Below are 14,615 nucleotides of genomic sequence, written 5' to 3' on the forward strand. Positions count from 1 at the left end.
CATGCCGGTAGATCACCATCGGGTCCCGGCCCACCACGTCGGCCAAACGGCGCATCGATAACCCCTCGACGCCGTCGCTATCGACAATCGCCAGTGCGGCCGCCAGCACGCCGGCCCGCGTAACCTGGCCGACCCCCCGACCGTTCGCGGCACGACCAGCGTCGGCAATGTCCGCGAAACCGGGGCGGTCCGGTGACGATTCATCCATGGCGCAGCCTCCACTCACTGCCGGGACAACACTGTAGCCATGCAGTGTAGACCTACAGTGTTGACATTACCTCTACATGGGCGTCTACTGGAGAGACCGCATATCTGTCAGCACCGACCACAGCGTCCCGAGCCGTCGATGCGGAATCGGGCACAGGTCGAGTGCCGATTATTTCGGCCGCCACGCTCCATCTCGACGAGCAAAGGACCGGCCACGATGGCAATCGCTCACACATTCGCGCACAAGACCAAGGCCTTCCCGGAAGCGAACCGGCACTATCTCGACCCCTTGCCCGAACCCACCTCGAACGCCCCGGCTCAACCCTCGAACCGACTTCGCGAACGTGCGGCCACCCAGCATCCACCGCCAATGCGGCTGAAGCCGGAAGACCGCCATTCGGACTACATCGACGGCGCGTGGTGGCCCAGGTCTACCGATCTCGCTACCGAGCTTCCAGAACTGTTGGCGGCCTTGACAACTCGGCTGGGCCGGGTCGATCGGATCGTCTACGTTCCGGGCAGCTGGTCCCCACCGCCACGGCAGGTGACAGTGGCAGAACATTCGATCAGCCTCGAGCCGTACCGGTTCCGGTTGCGGAACACGATGTACGTCGTCGGCTCCAATTCCGCCGTCACGGTGCGACGCGTGATCCTTCCATCCACCGACAGCCGTACCGCCCACTCCGCGATGGCGGACGCCTTCACCCTGCAGCAGGAGTAGATCATGGACACCGGGACGCGGCTGATACACCTCTGAGGCAGAACGTCGCTATGACCCGCAAGGAACGCCGCATCCCGCCACCGGCGACCCACCATGGACGAACGGCTGATGATCAGTTCCGGAGAACGACGAGATCGCACCACACGAGCGGAGGCGGAGCGCCGATGGAGCTCCGAGGACCAGCGTTGACCTGGAAGGATCGCGCACTCGATCTCGGCTACGCGGCCGGTTGGCAGTTGGTGCGCGCCCTGCCGCAGCAGTGGGCGCTGGGCCTGTTCGGTCTCGCGGCCGATCGCGCGACCAGAGACGGTGGTCCGGTTCAGCTACGGCGCAACCTGGCCAGAGTGCTGGGCACTACCCCCTCGGAGGTGCCGGACGACCTCGTGCGCGCGAGCATGCGCTCCTACGCACGCTATTGGTGCGAAACCTTCCGGTTGCCCTCGATGGATCCGATGCGCCTGGCCGAGACCGTCGACTCCGCAGCCACCGGACTCGAACATATCCACGAGGCGCTCGCCCGCGGACACGGCGCGGTGCTGGCGTTGCCGCACAGCGGCAACTGGGACGTGGCAGGGATCTGGCTGGTGCAACGGATAGGTTCCCCCACCGTCGTCGCCGAGCGACTGCGGCCGGAATCGCTGTTCCGGCGCTTCGTCCGGTTCCGTGAACGTCTGGGTTTCGAGATCGTCCCGCTCACCGGTGGCACAGCCCCACCGTTCGACCTGCTGGCCACGCGGCTGCGACAGGGACGGACAGTCGGGCTGCTCGGTGAACGCGATTTGACCGGTGCCGGAGTGCCGGTCACCTTCTTCGGCGAGCCGGCGCGCATGCCCGCCGGTCCAGCCCGGCTGGCGATCGACACCGGCGCACCGCTGCTGCCGGTACATTGCTGGTTCACTCCGTCCGGCTGGGGATTTCACGTCGGCGCACCGATCGCCACCACCGGCGGAGCGCAGCAGACCACTCAGGCTCTGGCCGACCGGTTCGCCGCCGGAATCGCCGCCCACCCCGCCGACTGGCACATGCTGCAACCGCTGTGGACCGCCGACCAGCTCATCCGCGCGCAGGCGCGCAGCAATGCGCACCGCTGATCCGCGCCATCGCATCGACACCGACTTTGCACTGGCTACAGGCACTCGCCCGCCACCCCGGCTGAGTGAACGCGCCGAGACTCGCTACCTTCGACCGAGTCGTGGCCTGGACGCGCCTGCGGCGCCGTCTCCGCCGATTCCTTTGCGCCGCTGAAGAAGTCGCGGTACACGCGGAAGGCCATGGCCAGCGCACAGACCGATGTTTCGATGCAGCGTAGGCGACCTCACTTTGTGACTCGGGTGCAGCGCACGCCGGCGGTCACGTGCACATAGAGTCGGGCCTGTGGATCTTCTGGATCGGCTCCGCCTGGATGTGCCTGTCGTGCAGGCCGGTATGGGTGGAGGAATTGCACGCGGGCGCCTCGCTGCCGCGGTTGCGGCGGCTGGAGGGCTCGGGACCATCGGCATGATGCCCCCAGTCGAACTGCGCGCCGCGATCAGCCGGGTGCGTGAAGAGGCTCCCGAGCGGGCTGTGGTGGTGAATCTGCTGATGCCGTTCGCGCGTCGCCATCACGTCCGGGCCTGTCTGGACTCGAGAGTCGACGCGGTCGTGATGGCTTTCGGTGGCGATCGCGCGTTGGTGCGTGAGCTTCACGATGCCGGGATCTTCGTACTGACGATGGTCGGCACCGAGGAGCAAACCCGCGCTGCCGTCGGGTGGGGTGTCGATGCTTTGATCGCCCAGGGCCGAGAGGCAGGGGGCCATCTGGTGGGGACCGTTCCGGCACTCGAATTCCTCCCGCGCGCCGTTGCGATTGCCCACGACAAGCCGGTGTTGCTCGCCGGAGGGATTGCCGCCGCCGTGGACACAGCCGCGGCGTTGTCCGCCGGCGCGGTAGCGGTCGTTGCGGGCACTCGGTTCTTGCTGACCCACGAGTCCGGCGCTCACCCCGAATACCGGCGCCGGGTGCTGGAGGCGCGGACGACTCTGGAGACCACGGTGTTCGGGCTCGGGTGGCCCGCACGCCATCGCGTGGTGCCGAACAACGTGACTGCGCGGTGGTGCGGTCAGGACGGTGCAGCGCGGCGGGTGCCTGCGCTGATCAATGCCTGGAGTGGCCCTTTGGCGCGGGTAACACCGGAGAGGCTGAACGGCGCGATATTACGCCTGCAACGCCCACGGCTGCCGTTGTTCAGTCCCATGGTGCCGACCGAGGATGCGCCGGCAGCGTGCGCGGATCAGGCCGCGTTGTATGCGGGTGACTCCGCGCTCCGCATCACCGAGGTGATTTCGGCGAAACAGGCGGTGGCCGAGTTGGCGGTTTGAACCAGTTCGGCGAGGAGGCCGGCGATTGGGTCCGTCTGGGTGCCGGTTCGCAAAGCGGCCAGGTGAGTTAGGGAGCCCGCCGAGTCGACTGTGCCTGCGCCGACTCGCCGACGCGGGCAGCGGTAGTCGACACACGGAGCTCGGGCGGGCCGGTGTGGACCGTGTCGGCTTCGAGTCCGCGCACCAGATCGACGTCTCCGGCGGGCCGGCCATCGCTGTTTCGGCGTTGATCGCGGGCCTACCCGAATACGCGGTCGACCTCTACTATGCCTGGACCGCCGGCCACGACCCCGCCTACATCCAGTACACCGAACCCGAACACGTCCAACTGCCCGGCACATCCAGCACGAACTGATCCCGCGTTGAACGCAAGTACGACGTGCAACGTGTGCGTACGGGGGTATGCCGAGCACATCGCTGATGAAGGGAGATGAACAGCAATGATGATGAATCAACTCATGGATATGTTCCGCGACTGGTGGAACCGTATGTTCCCGAACATGCCGATGATGATGTGACCCGTAGCGGGGTTATGCGCCCCGCCGGGCAGGGCACGGGACTGGTCCGAATCCGCGCTGCTGCCCTTGAATCTCCCCGGTCGTCGGCAACCGCCGCGATCAGCCTCTCACCCCAACAGGTCCCGGCATCTGCCCGACCGGCCGGGTCGGTGCCCTCCGGGATACGCCCGGCATCGGGGCTCGCCGCAGTGGATACCGAAAACTCTTCGGTGATCACGACCACATTTGCCTTTTTGCGTTCTGCCTCAGTGACAGCTTTCGCCAGGCACGCTCGCCCGTGCCCACATCGGACTGTTTGCGGTCTCCGTCGCCGGGTATGCGTGCGCCACGGCCGACGGCGGCCCCCGGGTAGTGAGACGGAATGGTGATGGACAGCAGCGCCACAGCGAAAACAGCGACCGAATACGTGATCAGGCAGTTGGAACACGCAGGGACCGCGCATCGCGACGATTTCGATGTACCGGCGCTGGTGGCGAACCTGCACTCCCTGGTCGAAGGGTGGGACTTCCGCCAACTGAATCGAGCAATGTTCTGGTCGCTGGCAGCCAGCTACCTGCGGACATAACTGAGCAGAGCTGCGCCCACAGACCTGCAACGACATCGAACACTGTTCCAGCCGGTTCTCGCCTGTCTGCGTCGGTACGTCGAGCGCCCTGCGCCGCGGACCATGATCAGCGTGGCAGCGATCGGCCGCCGAAACCGACGAGCGCGCGCAGTGACATCCCGGCGACGCCGACCGGATTGTGGCGTATCTCGTGCGTTGCAGGGGCGGGGTCAGCGGCACCTACCTGGCCACCGTGCTGCCGGAGCATCGGCCGGCAGTTGTCGGCTCGTAGGCGCTGCCCTGCTGCCGAGCCCACGACGGACCGGTGACGTATGTCCGCGCGGGGAGAACTCCGGTCCGGTCAGCACCGCACCCCGGTAACGGCGAAGCGTTCCACTTCGGCGATGTGGCCGCCGGTGGAGACCGCGAGCGTCAGGGTGCCGGGGCAGGCCGCGGTGAACGGAACCGTTGCCTGCCAGGGGCTGTCGGTGCCGCCGGCGGCGATCCCGGTGACCTCGCCCACCGGTCGCGCGGCGTCGACGCGACGCAGTTGCACGCGCAGACTCTCGTCCACCCCTGTGATACGTCCGCTCGCGACGACCGGCGACCGCACCGTCGAGCCGTACGCCGGGCCGGTGACGGTGAGTGTGCTGTCCTCACTGCCGACCACCTCCCACGGCGCGTCGCCGCCCGCGCCGATGCGGGCCAGGTGCAGGACAGCCGCGACCGCCGGACGACCGCCCGGATTGTCGAAACCAACACTCACCCATGCCTGTTCGCCCCGCACGTCGGTTGTCACCGCCTTGTCGACATTCCGATAACCGAGATACTGCTGGGTGAACATCACCGCAATCGTGGCGGCGTCGAGCCGCCACGGCTGGTGCCCGCCCTCGCGGTAGGCCCGCTGCCACGCCGCCGCATCTTCGACGCCGGCGAACGGCCACAGCGGCTGATAGGCGAACCCGGTCGTCGGCGAACCCGGCGTGCTCTCCGGCGAGGATGATGCGGTCTCGGGAGGAAGACCCGGCACGACCGGCGTAGCCGCGGTCGAACTTCCCGACGCCGCAGCGTCATCCCCGCCGTCACGCGTCAGTGAGAAATACAACGCCACCGCGGCCAGCACGACCGCCACCGCGGCCACCACCATCACAACTGTTAAACGTTGCGACGGCGCCCTATTCGTTGCCATAGCCCTTACCCTCCGATCGATTCACCCCCGGGTGACTCCGCGTAGCGACAGGACTCACCCGCCTCGGCCACACCGAGGCGGCAAACCTCACTGTGCGCCGCCCCGACACACCTCGGAAAGGGCGGATGGGCCACTCGCCGTGAGTCTTTGGGCACGAGGCACCGCGGCCGTCGTCGGCCCGGGACATCGGACCCGCTGCGACGGACATGACGCCTCGCACCGCCCGGCTACCTCATCGGGCGACGCGCGCCACACCGCCAACCAGTAAATGCGCATATATCCGCGCGCGATCCGATTCGCCTCGACGGCAAGGGCGTTGGCGCGCGTGGTTTCCTGCGCTGACTGCTCGGCAGCTACGGCCGCCCGCCGCGCCTCGGTGACAGCTTCAGGGGCGCTGTCCGCCTGGCTGTGCGCGTGGCGCAGCGCCCGCCAGGCGATACCAGGGGACAAGACGGAAGCGACCGCGGAGGCGATTCGCAATGTCGTCGGATGCGCTCACGCCCCAGGCGGCATCCGTTGACGCCCACTCGGTCCGGATGATCATCTGACGCGAAACCACAATTGTCGAGGAGGTTCGAATGCAATTCTGTACACACCTCGGGCACCTCGATCGGCGCGGTGGATGGATCCAGCTAGAAAGCTGTTGGCAGTCAACGGATCTCAGTCGTCGCTCACCTGGCGCGCAGCCAGGTGACGCGGTCGTCACCTGCCGTGCAAATCTCTGCCCCGGTAGTCCTGCGCAGAACGCACCCCCTCGCCCCTGATGGAACAGCGTCGCCCTCAGGTCCCGCGCACATCATCCCGCAGTCACCGGACAGCGTCATCTGCCGACTGCGCCGGTTGTTGATCCACGCGTGGTGTCTGGCCTACGGTCGAGTCGAGAGTCGTTTCCGTGTACCAGCTACCCGTAGGTGGAGCAGATGGGAACTAGCGAGAAAGCGACACCCCACCCGAACGAGTCACCACGTATGTCCCCGGAGGTTGTCGCGAAGTGGCGTTCTGACCTTACCAGCGGCGAGAACGCCATCGATCCAACAACATTCGCCGGAACGATACCTCAGGTGCGTGGAGTGGCACCGCGGATTCGCGTCGGGCGGGACAAATGGTTCAACCTTCTCTGGCTCTTGCCGATCGGCCTCGTCGTGCTGGTGGCTGCCATCGCGATCGCGCAGGGACTGCGGGACCTGAGCTCGGTCCAGCAATTCATCGCCCGCCATCCGGGAACGACCGTCGCTCACCCGGAGCAGACAAGCGGCATGCCGACGTGGTTGCGCTGGCAGCACTTCTTCAATCTCTTCTTGATGATCTTCATCATCCGGTCCGGAATTCAGATCCTGACCGATCATCCGCGTCTGTACTGGACCCGCCACTGCACGCCCGGCAAGGACTGGTTTCGTTTCCAGAATCCGGTACCGGCTGATCCGCTATGGACCGCCAAGCAGGACTCCGTCAGCCTTCCCCAGCAGATAGGGCTCCCCGGCCTCCGTCACTCCATCGGACTGGCGAGGTGGTGGCATCTCGGCATCGACACGCTGTGGCTCCTCAACGGAGCCGTCTTCTACATTTTTCTGTTCACCAGCGGCCAGTGGCGCAAGGTCGTACCGACCAGCTGGGACGTGTTCCCCAACGCGCTGTCGGTGCTGATTCAGTACTTGTCGCTGCGCTGGCCGAGCGAAACGGGCTGGGTTGCCTACAACGGGCTCCAGCAGATCGCCTACTTCCTCACGATCTTCGTCGCCGCCCCCGCCGCGTTGATCACCGGCCTGGGAATGTCGCCCGCGCTGTCGACCCGGTTCCGGTGGATCAGCAGGCCGTTCAGCATCCAACTCGCACGCTCGCTGCATTTCCTCGTGCTGGTTTGGTTCCTGCTGTTCATCGTCGTTCACGTGTCCCTGGTTTTCACCACCGGTGCACTGCGCAACCTCAACCACATCTACGCGGGGCGCGACGACACATCCTGGCTCGGTTTCACCCTGTTCACTCTGTCCATGGTGGTGGCGGTCGTGGGTTGGGTCGCTGCCACGCCACTGACAATCCGGCACCCCCGCCTCGTTCAGCGGATAGGGTACGCACTGATCGGTCCGGCACAACGGCTGTTCGAACATCTCGATTCGAAACCGGGTGAATACACCGAGCGCGACATCTCCCCCTACTTCTGGCACAACGGGCACTATCCCGATACCCCGGAATATCGCGCGCTGTTCGACAGCAGGTTCACCGATTACCGACTGCGGATACACGGCCTGGTGAACAATCCCGTAGAACTGAGTCTCGACCAACTGCGCGCCATGCCGCACCACGAACAGATCACACAGCACTTCTGTATCCAAGGCTGGTCCGGGGTCGCCAAATGGGGTGGTGTGTCGATGCGATCCATCATGGAACTCGCCCAACCACATCCGGACGCAAAATGGGCTGTGTTCTACTCGCTCGCCGAGGGCCCCGAGAAGGGACGCTACTACGACGCGCACCCGATCGAGCAGATGAGCTACCACCTGACGATGCTGGCCTACGACATGAACGACGCGCCGCTCACATACGGGCACGGCGCTCCGCTACGACTACGCAACGAAACTCAGCTCGGATTCAAACAGGTGAAATGGATACAGGGCATCGAATTCGTCGCCGACTTCACCGAAATCGGTGGCGGCCACGGAGGATACAACGAGGACCACGAATTCTTCGGCTACCGCCAGTCCATCTGAGACGTAGCGGTCGGCTGGCGTTACCAGCCGCTGTTGGCCTCGCGCAGGGCGCTGACGTAGTCCCGGCGTTCGCGTGCGGTCTCGTTTTCGCCCACCGGTACCCTGAGCACCCCTCGAACCTCGTCGACTTCGGCGTAGCCCTTGCGCCGCATCCATTCCCGGAGCCCGTTGAGCAGAACGTCGGCGTAGTCGGGTCCGTGGCGCAGCAGCGCGGAGGCGGACTGGACGACGTCGGCCCCGGCCAGCAGGTACTTGATCAGGTCGGTGGCGTCCTCGACGCCGGTGGTGCCGGCGAGCGACCCGCGCACCCGCCCGCGCAGCAGGGCGATCCATGTCAGCGGCACACGCGACTCCGCGCGGGTGGAGAGAGTGACCGCCGGCGCCACACTGAGGGTTTCGGGGTCGATGTCTGGTTGCAGGAACCGGTTGAACAGCACCAGCCCGTCGGCGCCGGCCGTGTCGAGGCGCAGCGCCATCTCGCCGGTTGAACTGAAGTGTGGGCTCAGCTTTACTGCCACCGGCACGGTTACGGCGTCCTTTACCCGGGCGAGGATGTCGAGGTGGCGCTGTTCGACTTCTCTGCCACAGGTGTGTGGATCGCCGGGCAGGTAGTAGATGTTGAGCTCTATCGCGGCCGCCCCGGCGTCCTGCATCGAACGGGCGAAGCCCGCCCAGTTTCCCAGGTTGACGCCGTTGAGGCTGCCGATCACCGGCACCGGGACCGCCGCCGCGGCGCGTTCGAGCAGGCTCAGATAGCGGCGGGGCCCGTGGTTCTCGAGGGCTGCCTCTGGGAAGTAGGACAAGGACTCGGCATAGCTCTGGGAATCGTGCTCGGTCAGTCGCGTGTCGTGCTCCGCTTCGCGGATCAGTTGCTCTTCGAACATCGAATGGAGCACCACCGCACCGACGCCCGCAGCGGCCAGGCGGCGGACTCCGTCGACGGTCTGTGAGAGCGGGGACGCCGCCGCCACCAGCGGATTGGCCAGTGTCAGCCCTAGGTAGCGTGTGGACAGTTCCATCAGCGATCCTTGCGGGCGTCGGCGGTGAAGTGTTGCGGGCCCCGAGATGCCATGTCCTCGTATCGCTTCCAGCGCTGAAGGATCGCCTCCTCGGCCAGCCCGAGGAGGCGGTCGTATTCGGCCGGGTCGGAATTCGCCAACGAGCGGTACCGCAGTTCCTGGTTGCGGTAGTCGCCGAGGGGGATCCTCGGCCGGTGCGAATCGAGCAGGAACGGATTCTCGCCGGCAGCACGCAACATGGGGTTGTAACGGATCAGTGGCCAGTGCCCGCTGGCGACCGCGCGGTACTGCTGGTCCATTCCGTGGCGCATGTCGATGCCGTGGGCGATGCACTGGCTGTAGGCGATCACGATCGACGGTCCGTTGTACGCCTCGGCTTCACGGAACGCCTGCAGCGTCTGTTGCGGGTCGGCCCCCATGGCGACCCTGGCGACGTAGACGCTGCCATAGGCGATCGCTTGCAGCGCGAGATCCTTCATCGGCAACGTCTTGCCGGCGGCGGCGAACTTCGCGACCGCGCCCAGTGGCGTTGCCTTCGACATCTGTCCGCCGGTGTTGGAGTAGACCTCGGTGTCCAGTACCAGCACGTTGACGTTGCGCCCGCTGGCCAAGACATGGTCGAGTCCACCGGAACCGATGTCGTAGGCCCAGCCGTCGCCGCCGACGATCCACACGCTGCGCCGGATCAGGTGGTCGACCACGCTGAGTAGGTCGGCCGTCTCGGCGGGATCGAGCCGAGCGAGCCGAGTCTCGAGTTCGGCCACCCGTTCCCGCTGGGCACGCAGCTCCGATTCACGCAACTGCGACGCGGTCAGGATGTCGTCGACGAGTTCGGCGCCGACCGCCTCCCGCAATCCGGTGAGGCGCAGCCGGGCCAGTTGGACGTGCCCGTCGGTGGCCAGCCGGAAGCCGAACCCGAATTCGGCGTTGTCCTCGAACAGCGAGTTGGACCAGGCAGGGCCGCGTCCGTCCACGTCGGTCGTCCACGGGGTGGTGGGCAGGTTGCCGCCGTAGATCGATGAGCATCCTGTCGCATTGGCGATCATCAGACGGTCGCCGAAAAGTTGGGACAGCAGTTTGAGATACGGCGTCTCCCCGCAACCCGCGCACGCCCCGGGGAACTCGAACAGCGGCTCGAGGAACTGGGCCCCGCGAACGGTGCCGAAATCCACCCGTGCCCGGTCGGCCGTCGGGATGGTTTCGAAGAAGGCGATGTTCTCGCGTTCGGTGGCCACCCGGGGTTCGCGGGGGCCGAGGTTGATCGCCTTGGTGCCAGTGGCGCCCGGAACAACGACGGGGCAGGCTTCGACGCACAGACCGCACCCCGTGCAGTCCTCGGTGTACACCTGTAGGGAGAAGCGGGCTCCCGGGAGACCGACAGCGCCCAGTGGCGCGGAGCCGAACTGCTCGGGGGCGCCTGCCAACCGTGACTCGTCGTAGAACTTCGAGCGGATCACGCTGTGGGGGCAGACGAAACTACAGTTGCCGCACTGGATGCAGGTGTCGGGGTCCCACACTGCGACGAGTTCGGAGACGTTGCGTTTCTCGTAGGCCGTTGTGCCGCTCGGGTAGGTCCCGTCCACCGGCAGTGCGCTGACCGGTAAGGCATCGCCGCGCCCGGCCATCATCTCCGCGGTGACCGTACGGACGAACTCGGGCGCATCCTCGGACACGACAGGCGCCGGCTCTCGCGTGGCGGTGACGAGGTCGGGTACCTCGATCCGGTGCAGCCCTTCCAGCGCTCGGTCCACGGCGGCCAGTTCGCGGCGCAGCACGTCGGCTCCGCGGTTGCCGTAGGTCTTCTCCACCGACTTCTTGATTCGGGCGACTGCCCGCTCGCGCGGCATTGCATCCGAGATGGCGAAGAAGCACGTCTGTAGGACGATATTGATCCGCCCGGCGAGTCCGACCTGTTGGGCGATGCGGCCCGCGTCGACTGCGTACAGCGTTATCTGCTTGGTGAGGATCTGTTCCTGAACCCGGCGAGGCAGCGCGTCCCAGACCTTGTCCGGTTGATGTCTGCAGTTCAGCAGCAGGGTCGCTCCCGGGGCGGCAGGGCCCAGTACATCGACCTTGTCCAGAAATCGGAACTGATGGCAGCCGATGAGGTTCGCTCGCGCTACCAGGTAGGGCGCCCGGATGGGCTGCGATCCGAAGCGTAGGTGTGAGACTGTCTGCGAACCCGATTTCTTCGAGTCGTAGACGAAGTAGCCCTGCACGTGCAGGTGCTCCTCAGCGCCGAGGATCTTGATCGTGTTCTTGTTGGCTCCGACGGTGCCGTCGGAACCGAGGCCGTAGAAGATCGCGCGCACGGTGTCGGGGGGCTCGATGTCGAAGGACGGGTCGTAGGCGACGCTGGTGTCCGACACGTCGTCGTCGATGCCGATGGTGAAGCGGCGGCGGGGCCGCTCACGGGCGAGTTCGTCGAACACGCCGGCGACCATGGCGGGGGTGAACTCCTTCGACGACAGGCCGTAGCGTCCGCCGGACACCCTCGGCATGACGGCCCGCTCACCGTCGGTGTGTGCCTCGGCGAGTGCGGCGACGACGTCGAGATACAGCGGCTCGCCGATCGATCCAGGTTCCTTGGTGCGATCCAGCACGCCGATCGTGCGCACCGTCGCCGGCAGCGCATCGAGGAATGCCCTGCCGGGAAACGGCCGGTACAGCCGTACCTGCACCGTGCCGACCCGCTCGCCGCGCTCGGTGAGAGCGGCAACGGTTTCGGCTGCGGTCTGCGCGCCGGAGCCCATCAGCACCAGTACCCGTTCCGCCTCCGGATGGCCGACGTACTCGACGATGCTCATCTTTCTGCCCGTGCGCGCGCCGAGGCGGTCCATGAGGTCTTCGACCACCGCGGGGACACGGGCGTAGAACGGGTTGACCGTCTCGCGTGCCTGGAAGTACACGTCCGGGTTCTGTGCGGTGCCGCGTATGAACGGGCGTTCCGGGGACAGCCCCCGTCCGCGATGCGCCCGGACCAGCTCCTCGGGCACCAGCGCTCGCAGGTCGTCGTCGGACAGTGTCTCGATCGTGTTGAGTTCGTGGGAGGTCCGGAACCCGTCGAAGAAGTGGACGAACGGCACCCGTGTCCGAAGAGTGGCACCCTGCGCGATCAGCGCCAAATCCTGCGCCTCCTGCACCGAGGCCGACGCGAGTAACGCGAACCCGGTTTGGCGTACGGCCATCACGTCCGAGTGGTCGCCGAAGATCGACAAGCCCTGCGTGGCCAAGGATCGCGCCGCGACGTGCATCACCGCCGACGTCAGCTCGCCCGCGATCTTGTACATGTTCGGGACCATCAACAGCAAGCCCTGCGACGCCGTGAAGGTAGTGGCCAGCGCACCGCTCTGCAGAGCGCCGTGCAGCGCGCCGGCGGCACCGCCCTCGCTCTGCATCTCCACCACGGTCGGCACGGTGCCCCACAGGTTCGGGCGATGCTGACTGGACCATTCGTCGGCCAGCTCGGCCATCGGCGACGACGGGGTGATCGGGTAGATACAGCACACCTCGTTGAGCCGGTAGGCAACCGAGACGGCGGCCTCGTTACCGTCCACTGTCGCGCGCGTCATGTCGGCTCCGGAAACATGTCGATGGCGTGGACCGGGCACTGCTCGAAGCACTCTGCACAGCCGGTGCACTTGTCGTAGTCGTACTGGTAGCCGTGGCCCGCTCCCAGTTTGATGATCGCATCCTCCGGGCAAGCTCCGAGACAGCCGTCGCATTCGAAGCAGTTGCCGCACGACAGGCACCGGCCGGCCTCGAAGGTCGCTTCTCGGGCCGACAGGCCCGCTACGACCTCCTCGAACCCGGCGGTGCGCTGTGCCGGAGCAAGTTCGGGCTGCCGGCGCCGGTCGGCGTCGGCGAAGTACCACAGGTGTAGCTGGTCGAATGTCGCCATCGGATGTTTGGGAGGAGGTTGCGCTCCCGAGACGCCACGCAGCCAGGCGTCGATGTGGTGAGCCGCCTTCTTCCCGTGCCCCACCCCGACGGTCACGGTGCGCTCGCTGGGCACCATGTCGCCGCCGGCGAACACGCCGGGGCAGCCGGTCATCAGCGAATCGCTGACGCGTACGCTGCCGTCGCGCTCGAACTCTACGCCCGGCAGCGTGCGCATGAACGCCGACTCGGTCTCCTGGCCCAGCGCCATGATCAGAGTGTCCGCGGCAAGGGTCTCGAATCTACCGGTCGGCCGCGGACGGCCCGCTTCGTCGAGTTCCATGATCTCCACCTGCAGTTCGGGGCCGTCGAAGGCGGTGATCGTGCGCAGCCAGTTGATGCGCACGCCCTCGCGTTCGGCGTCCTCGGCTTCCTCCTGGTGGGCGGGCATCCGCTCGCGGGTTCGGCGATAGACGATGACGGTGTCCTCAGCGCCGAGGCGGCGGGCCACGCGGGCCGCGTCCATCGCGGTGTTGCCGCCGCCGTAGACGGCAACGTGACGCCCGACCGAAGGCGTGTCGCCGGAAGCGACGCTGCGCAGGAACGACACCGCGTCGACCATCGTGCCGGCGTCGCGGACCGGGATGTCGACCCGTTTGGCCAGATGGGCGCCGATCGCGACGAACACCGCGTCGAAACGGCCCTCCTCCCGTTCAGCGGCGAGGTCCTCGACCCGATGGTTGCAGGTCAGCTGCACTCCGAGTGCCGCAATTCGGCTCACCTCGGCCGCGAGTACGTCGCGAGGTAGCCGGTAGTTCGGGATGCCGTAGCGCATCATTCCGCCGGGTTCGGTTCCGGCGTCGCGGATCTCGACGTCGTGACCGAGGCGAGCCAGGTGGTACGCGGCCGATAGCCCGCTCGGCCCTGCGCCGATCACGAGCACACGTTTGCCGCTCCGGGAGGGCGGCGGCGCGAACGTCCAACCCTGCTCCCGCGCGAGGTCCCCGAGGAACCGCTCCACCGCGTGGATCGATACCGCACTGTCGAGATTTGCGCGGTTGCAGACCGATTCACACGGGTGATAGCAGACCCGGCCATGGATGGCGGCAAACGGATTGTCGGCGACAAGCTGCCGCCAGGCCTGTTCGTTCCGGCCTGCCTTCGCGTCCGCCAGCCACGCCTGGATGTTCTCCCCGGCCGGGCACCGGGCATTGCACGGAGGCAACAGATCCACATAGACCGGACGGCGCTGGCGTACCGGCCCGGCGCGAGGGCCACCATGCGATAGATCCGGCAGAGGTGTGAGCTCCTCCCGCGGCCGCACCAACTTCTGGTCGGCCCTCCTGCCACTACTTTTGTCGGCAGACATGATTCCACGATAAGCCCGCCGGGCGTGGCGCAGCCGACTTCCAGCGATGGAAACGCGGAGGCGGATACCGAGTCGATCGCTCGATGCGAGCTGGGCCACGGCAGCT

The 14,615-nt window shown here is 66.5% G+C and carries 9 protein-coding genes and 2 pseudogenes; 6 read left to right on the forward strand and 5 right to left on the reverse strand.

Annotation, left to right across the window (positions count from 1 at the left end):
• Window positions 1-208, reverse strand: a pseudogene (locus A5780_RS41730) (hypothetical protein); the annotation flags it as partial.
• Window positions 209-424: 216 nt separating this feature from the next.
• Here A5780_RS41730 and A5780_RS07080 point away from each other — a divergent pair.
• From A5780_RS07080 to A5780_RS07100, 5 genes and pseudogenes are all read left to right on the forward strand, one after another.
• Window positions 425-928 carry a DUF5994 family protein gene (locus A5780_RS07080; RefSeq protein WP_082976323.1) on the forward strand — a complete coding sequence of 168 codons (504 nt, stop codon included), beginning with the start codon at window positions 425-427 and terminating at the stop codon, window positions 926-928.
• A gap of 185 nt (window positions 929-1,113) precedes the next feature.
• Complete coding sequence (locus tag A5780_RS07085; RefSeq protein WP_064908059.1) at window positions 1,114-2,019, forward strand: phosphatidylinositol mannoside acyltransferase; 906 nt, start codon at window positions 1,114-1,116, stop codon at window positions 2,017-2,019.
• 283 nt (window positions 2,020-2,302) lie between these two features.
• Window positions 2,303-3,286: a nitronate monooxygenase gene (locus A5780_RS07090; RefSeq protein WP_063013493.1), complete on the forward strand. Its 984-nt coding sequence runs from the start codon at window positions 2,303-2,305 to the stop codon at window positions 3,284-3,286.
• Window positions 3,287-3,464: 178 nt separating this feature from the next.
• A pseudogene (locus A5780_RS39815) lies at window positions 3,465-3,593 on the forward strand (sodium:proton exchanger); the annotation flags it as partial.
• Window positions 3,594-4,171: 578 nt separating this feature from the next.
• A complete protein-coding gene (locus A5780_RS07100; protein ID WP_030517066.1) occupies window positions 4,172-4,369 on the forward strand; it encodes a hypothetical protein in 198 nt (65 codons plus the stop codon).
• Between the two features lie 340 nt (window positions 4,370-4,709).
• On the opposite strand, the gene A5780_RS07105 is transcribed toward A5780_RS07100, so the two are convergent.
• The gene (locus A5780_RS07105; RefSeq protein WP_231982873.1) at window positions 4,710-5,537 is read right to left on the reverse strand and encodes a Gmad2 immunoglobulin-like domain-containing protein; all 828 of its coding nucleotides are present in this window, start codon (window positions 5,535-5,537) and stop codon (window positions 4,710-4,712) included.
• Window positions 5,538-6,505: 968 nt separating this feature from the next.
• Between A5780_RS07105 and A5780_RS07110 the strand changes: the two genes are divergently transcribed.
• Complete coding sequence (locus A5780_RS07110) at window positions 6,506-8,242, forward strand: molybdopterin-dependent oxidoreductase (RefSeq protein ID WP_064908062.1); 1,737 nt, start codon at window positions 6,506-6,508, stop codon at window positions 8,240-8,242.
• A gap of 20 nt (window positions 8,243-8,262) precedes the next feature.
• Here the strand turns inward: A5780_RS07110 and A5780_RS07115 are convergent, their stop codons facing one another.
• From A5780_RS07115 to A5780_RS07125, 3 genes are read right to left on the reverse strand one after another with little or no spacing between them, the layout of a single operon-like run.
• On the reverse strand, window positions 8,263-9,261 hold the full coding sequence (locus A5780_RS07115) for a dihydroorotate dehydrogenase-like protein (protein WP_064908063.1): 999 nt from the start codon (window positions 9,259-9,261) through the stop codon (window positions 8,263-8,265).
• A complete protein-coding gene (nifJ, locus tag A5780_RS07120; protein WP_064908064.1) occupies window positions 9,261-12,833 on the reverse strand; it encodes a pyruvate:ferredoxin (flavodoxin) oxidoreductase in 3,573 nt (1,190 codons plus the stop codon). Before nifJ ends, A5780_RS07115 begins: the two co-directional genes overlap by 1 nt.
• A complete protein-coding gene (locus A5780_RS07125; protein WP_064908074.1) occupies window positions 12,830-14,509 on the reverse strand; it encodes an NAD(P)-binding protein in 1,680 nt (559 codons plus the stop codon). Before A5780_RS07125 ends, nifJ begins: the two co-directional genes overlap by 4 nt.
• Window positions 14,510-14,615 lie beyond the last annotated feature (106 nt).

This window comes from Nocardia sp. 852002-20019_SCH5090214 (genome assembly GCF_001665865.1).
GTDB lineage: Bacteria > Actinomycetota > Actinomycetes > Mycobacteriales > Mycobacteriaceae > Nocardia > Nocardia nova.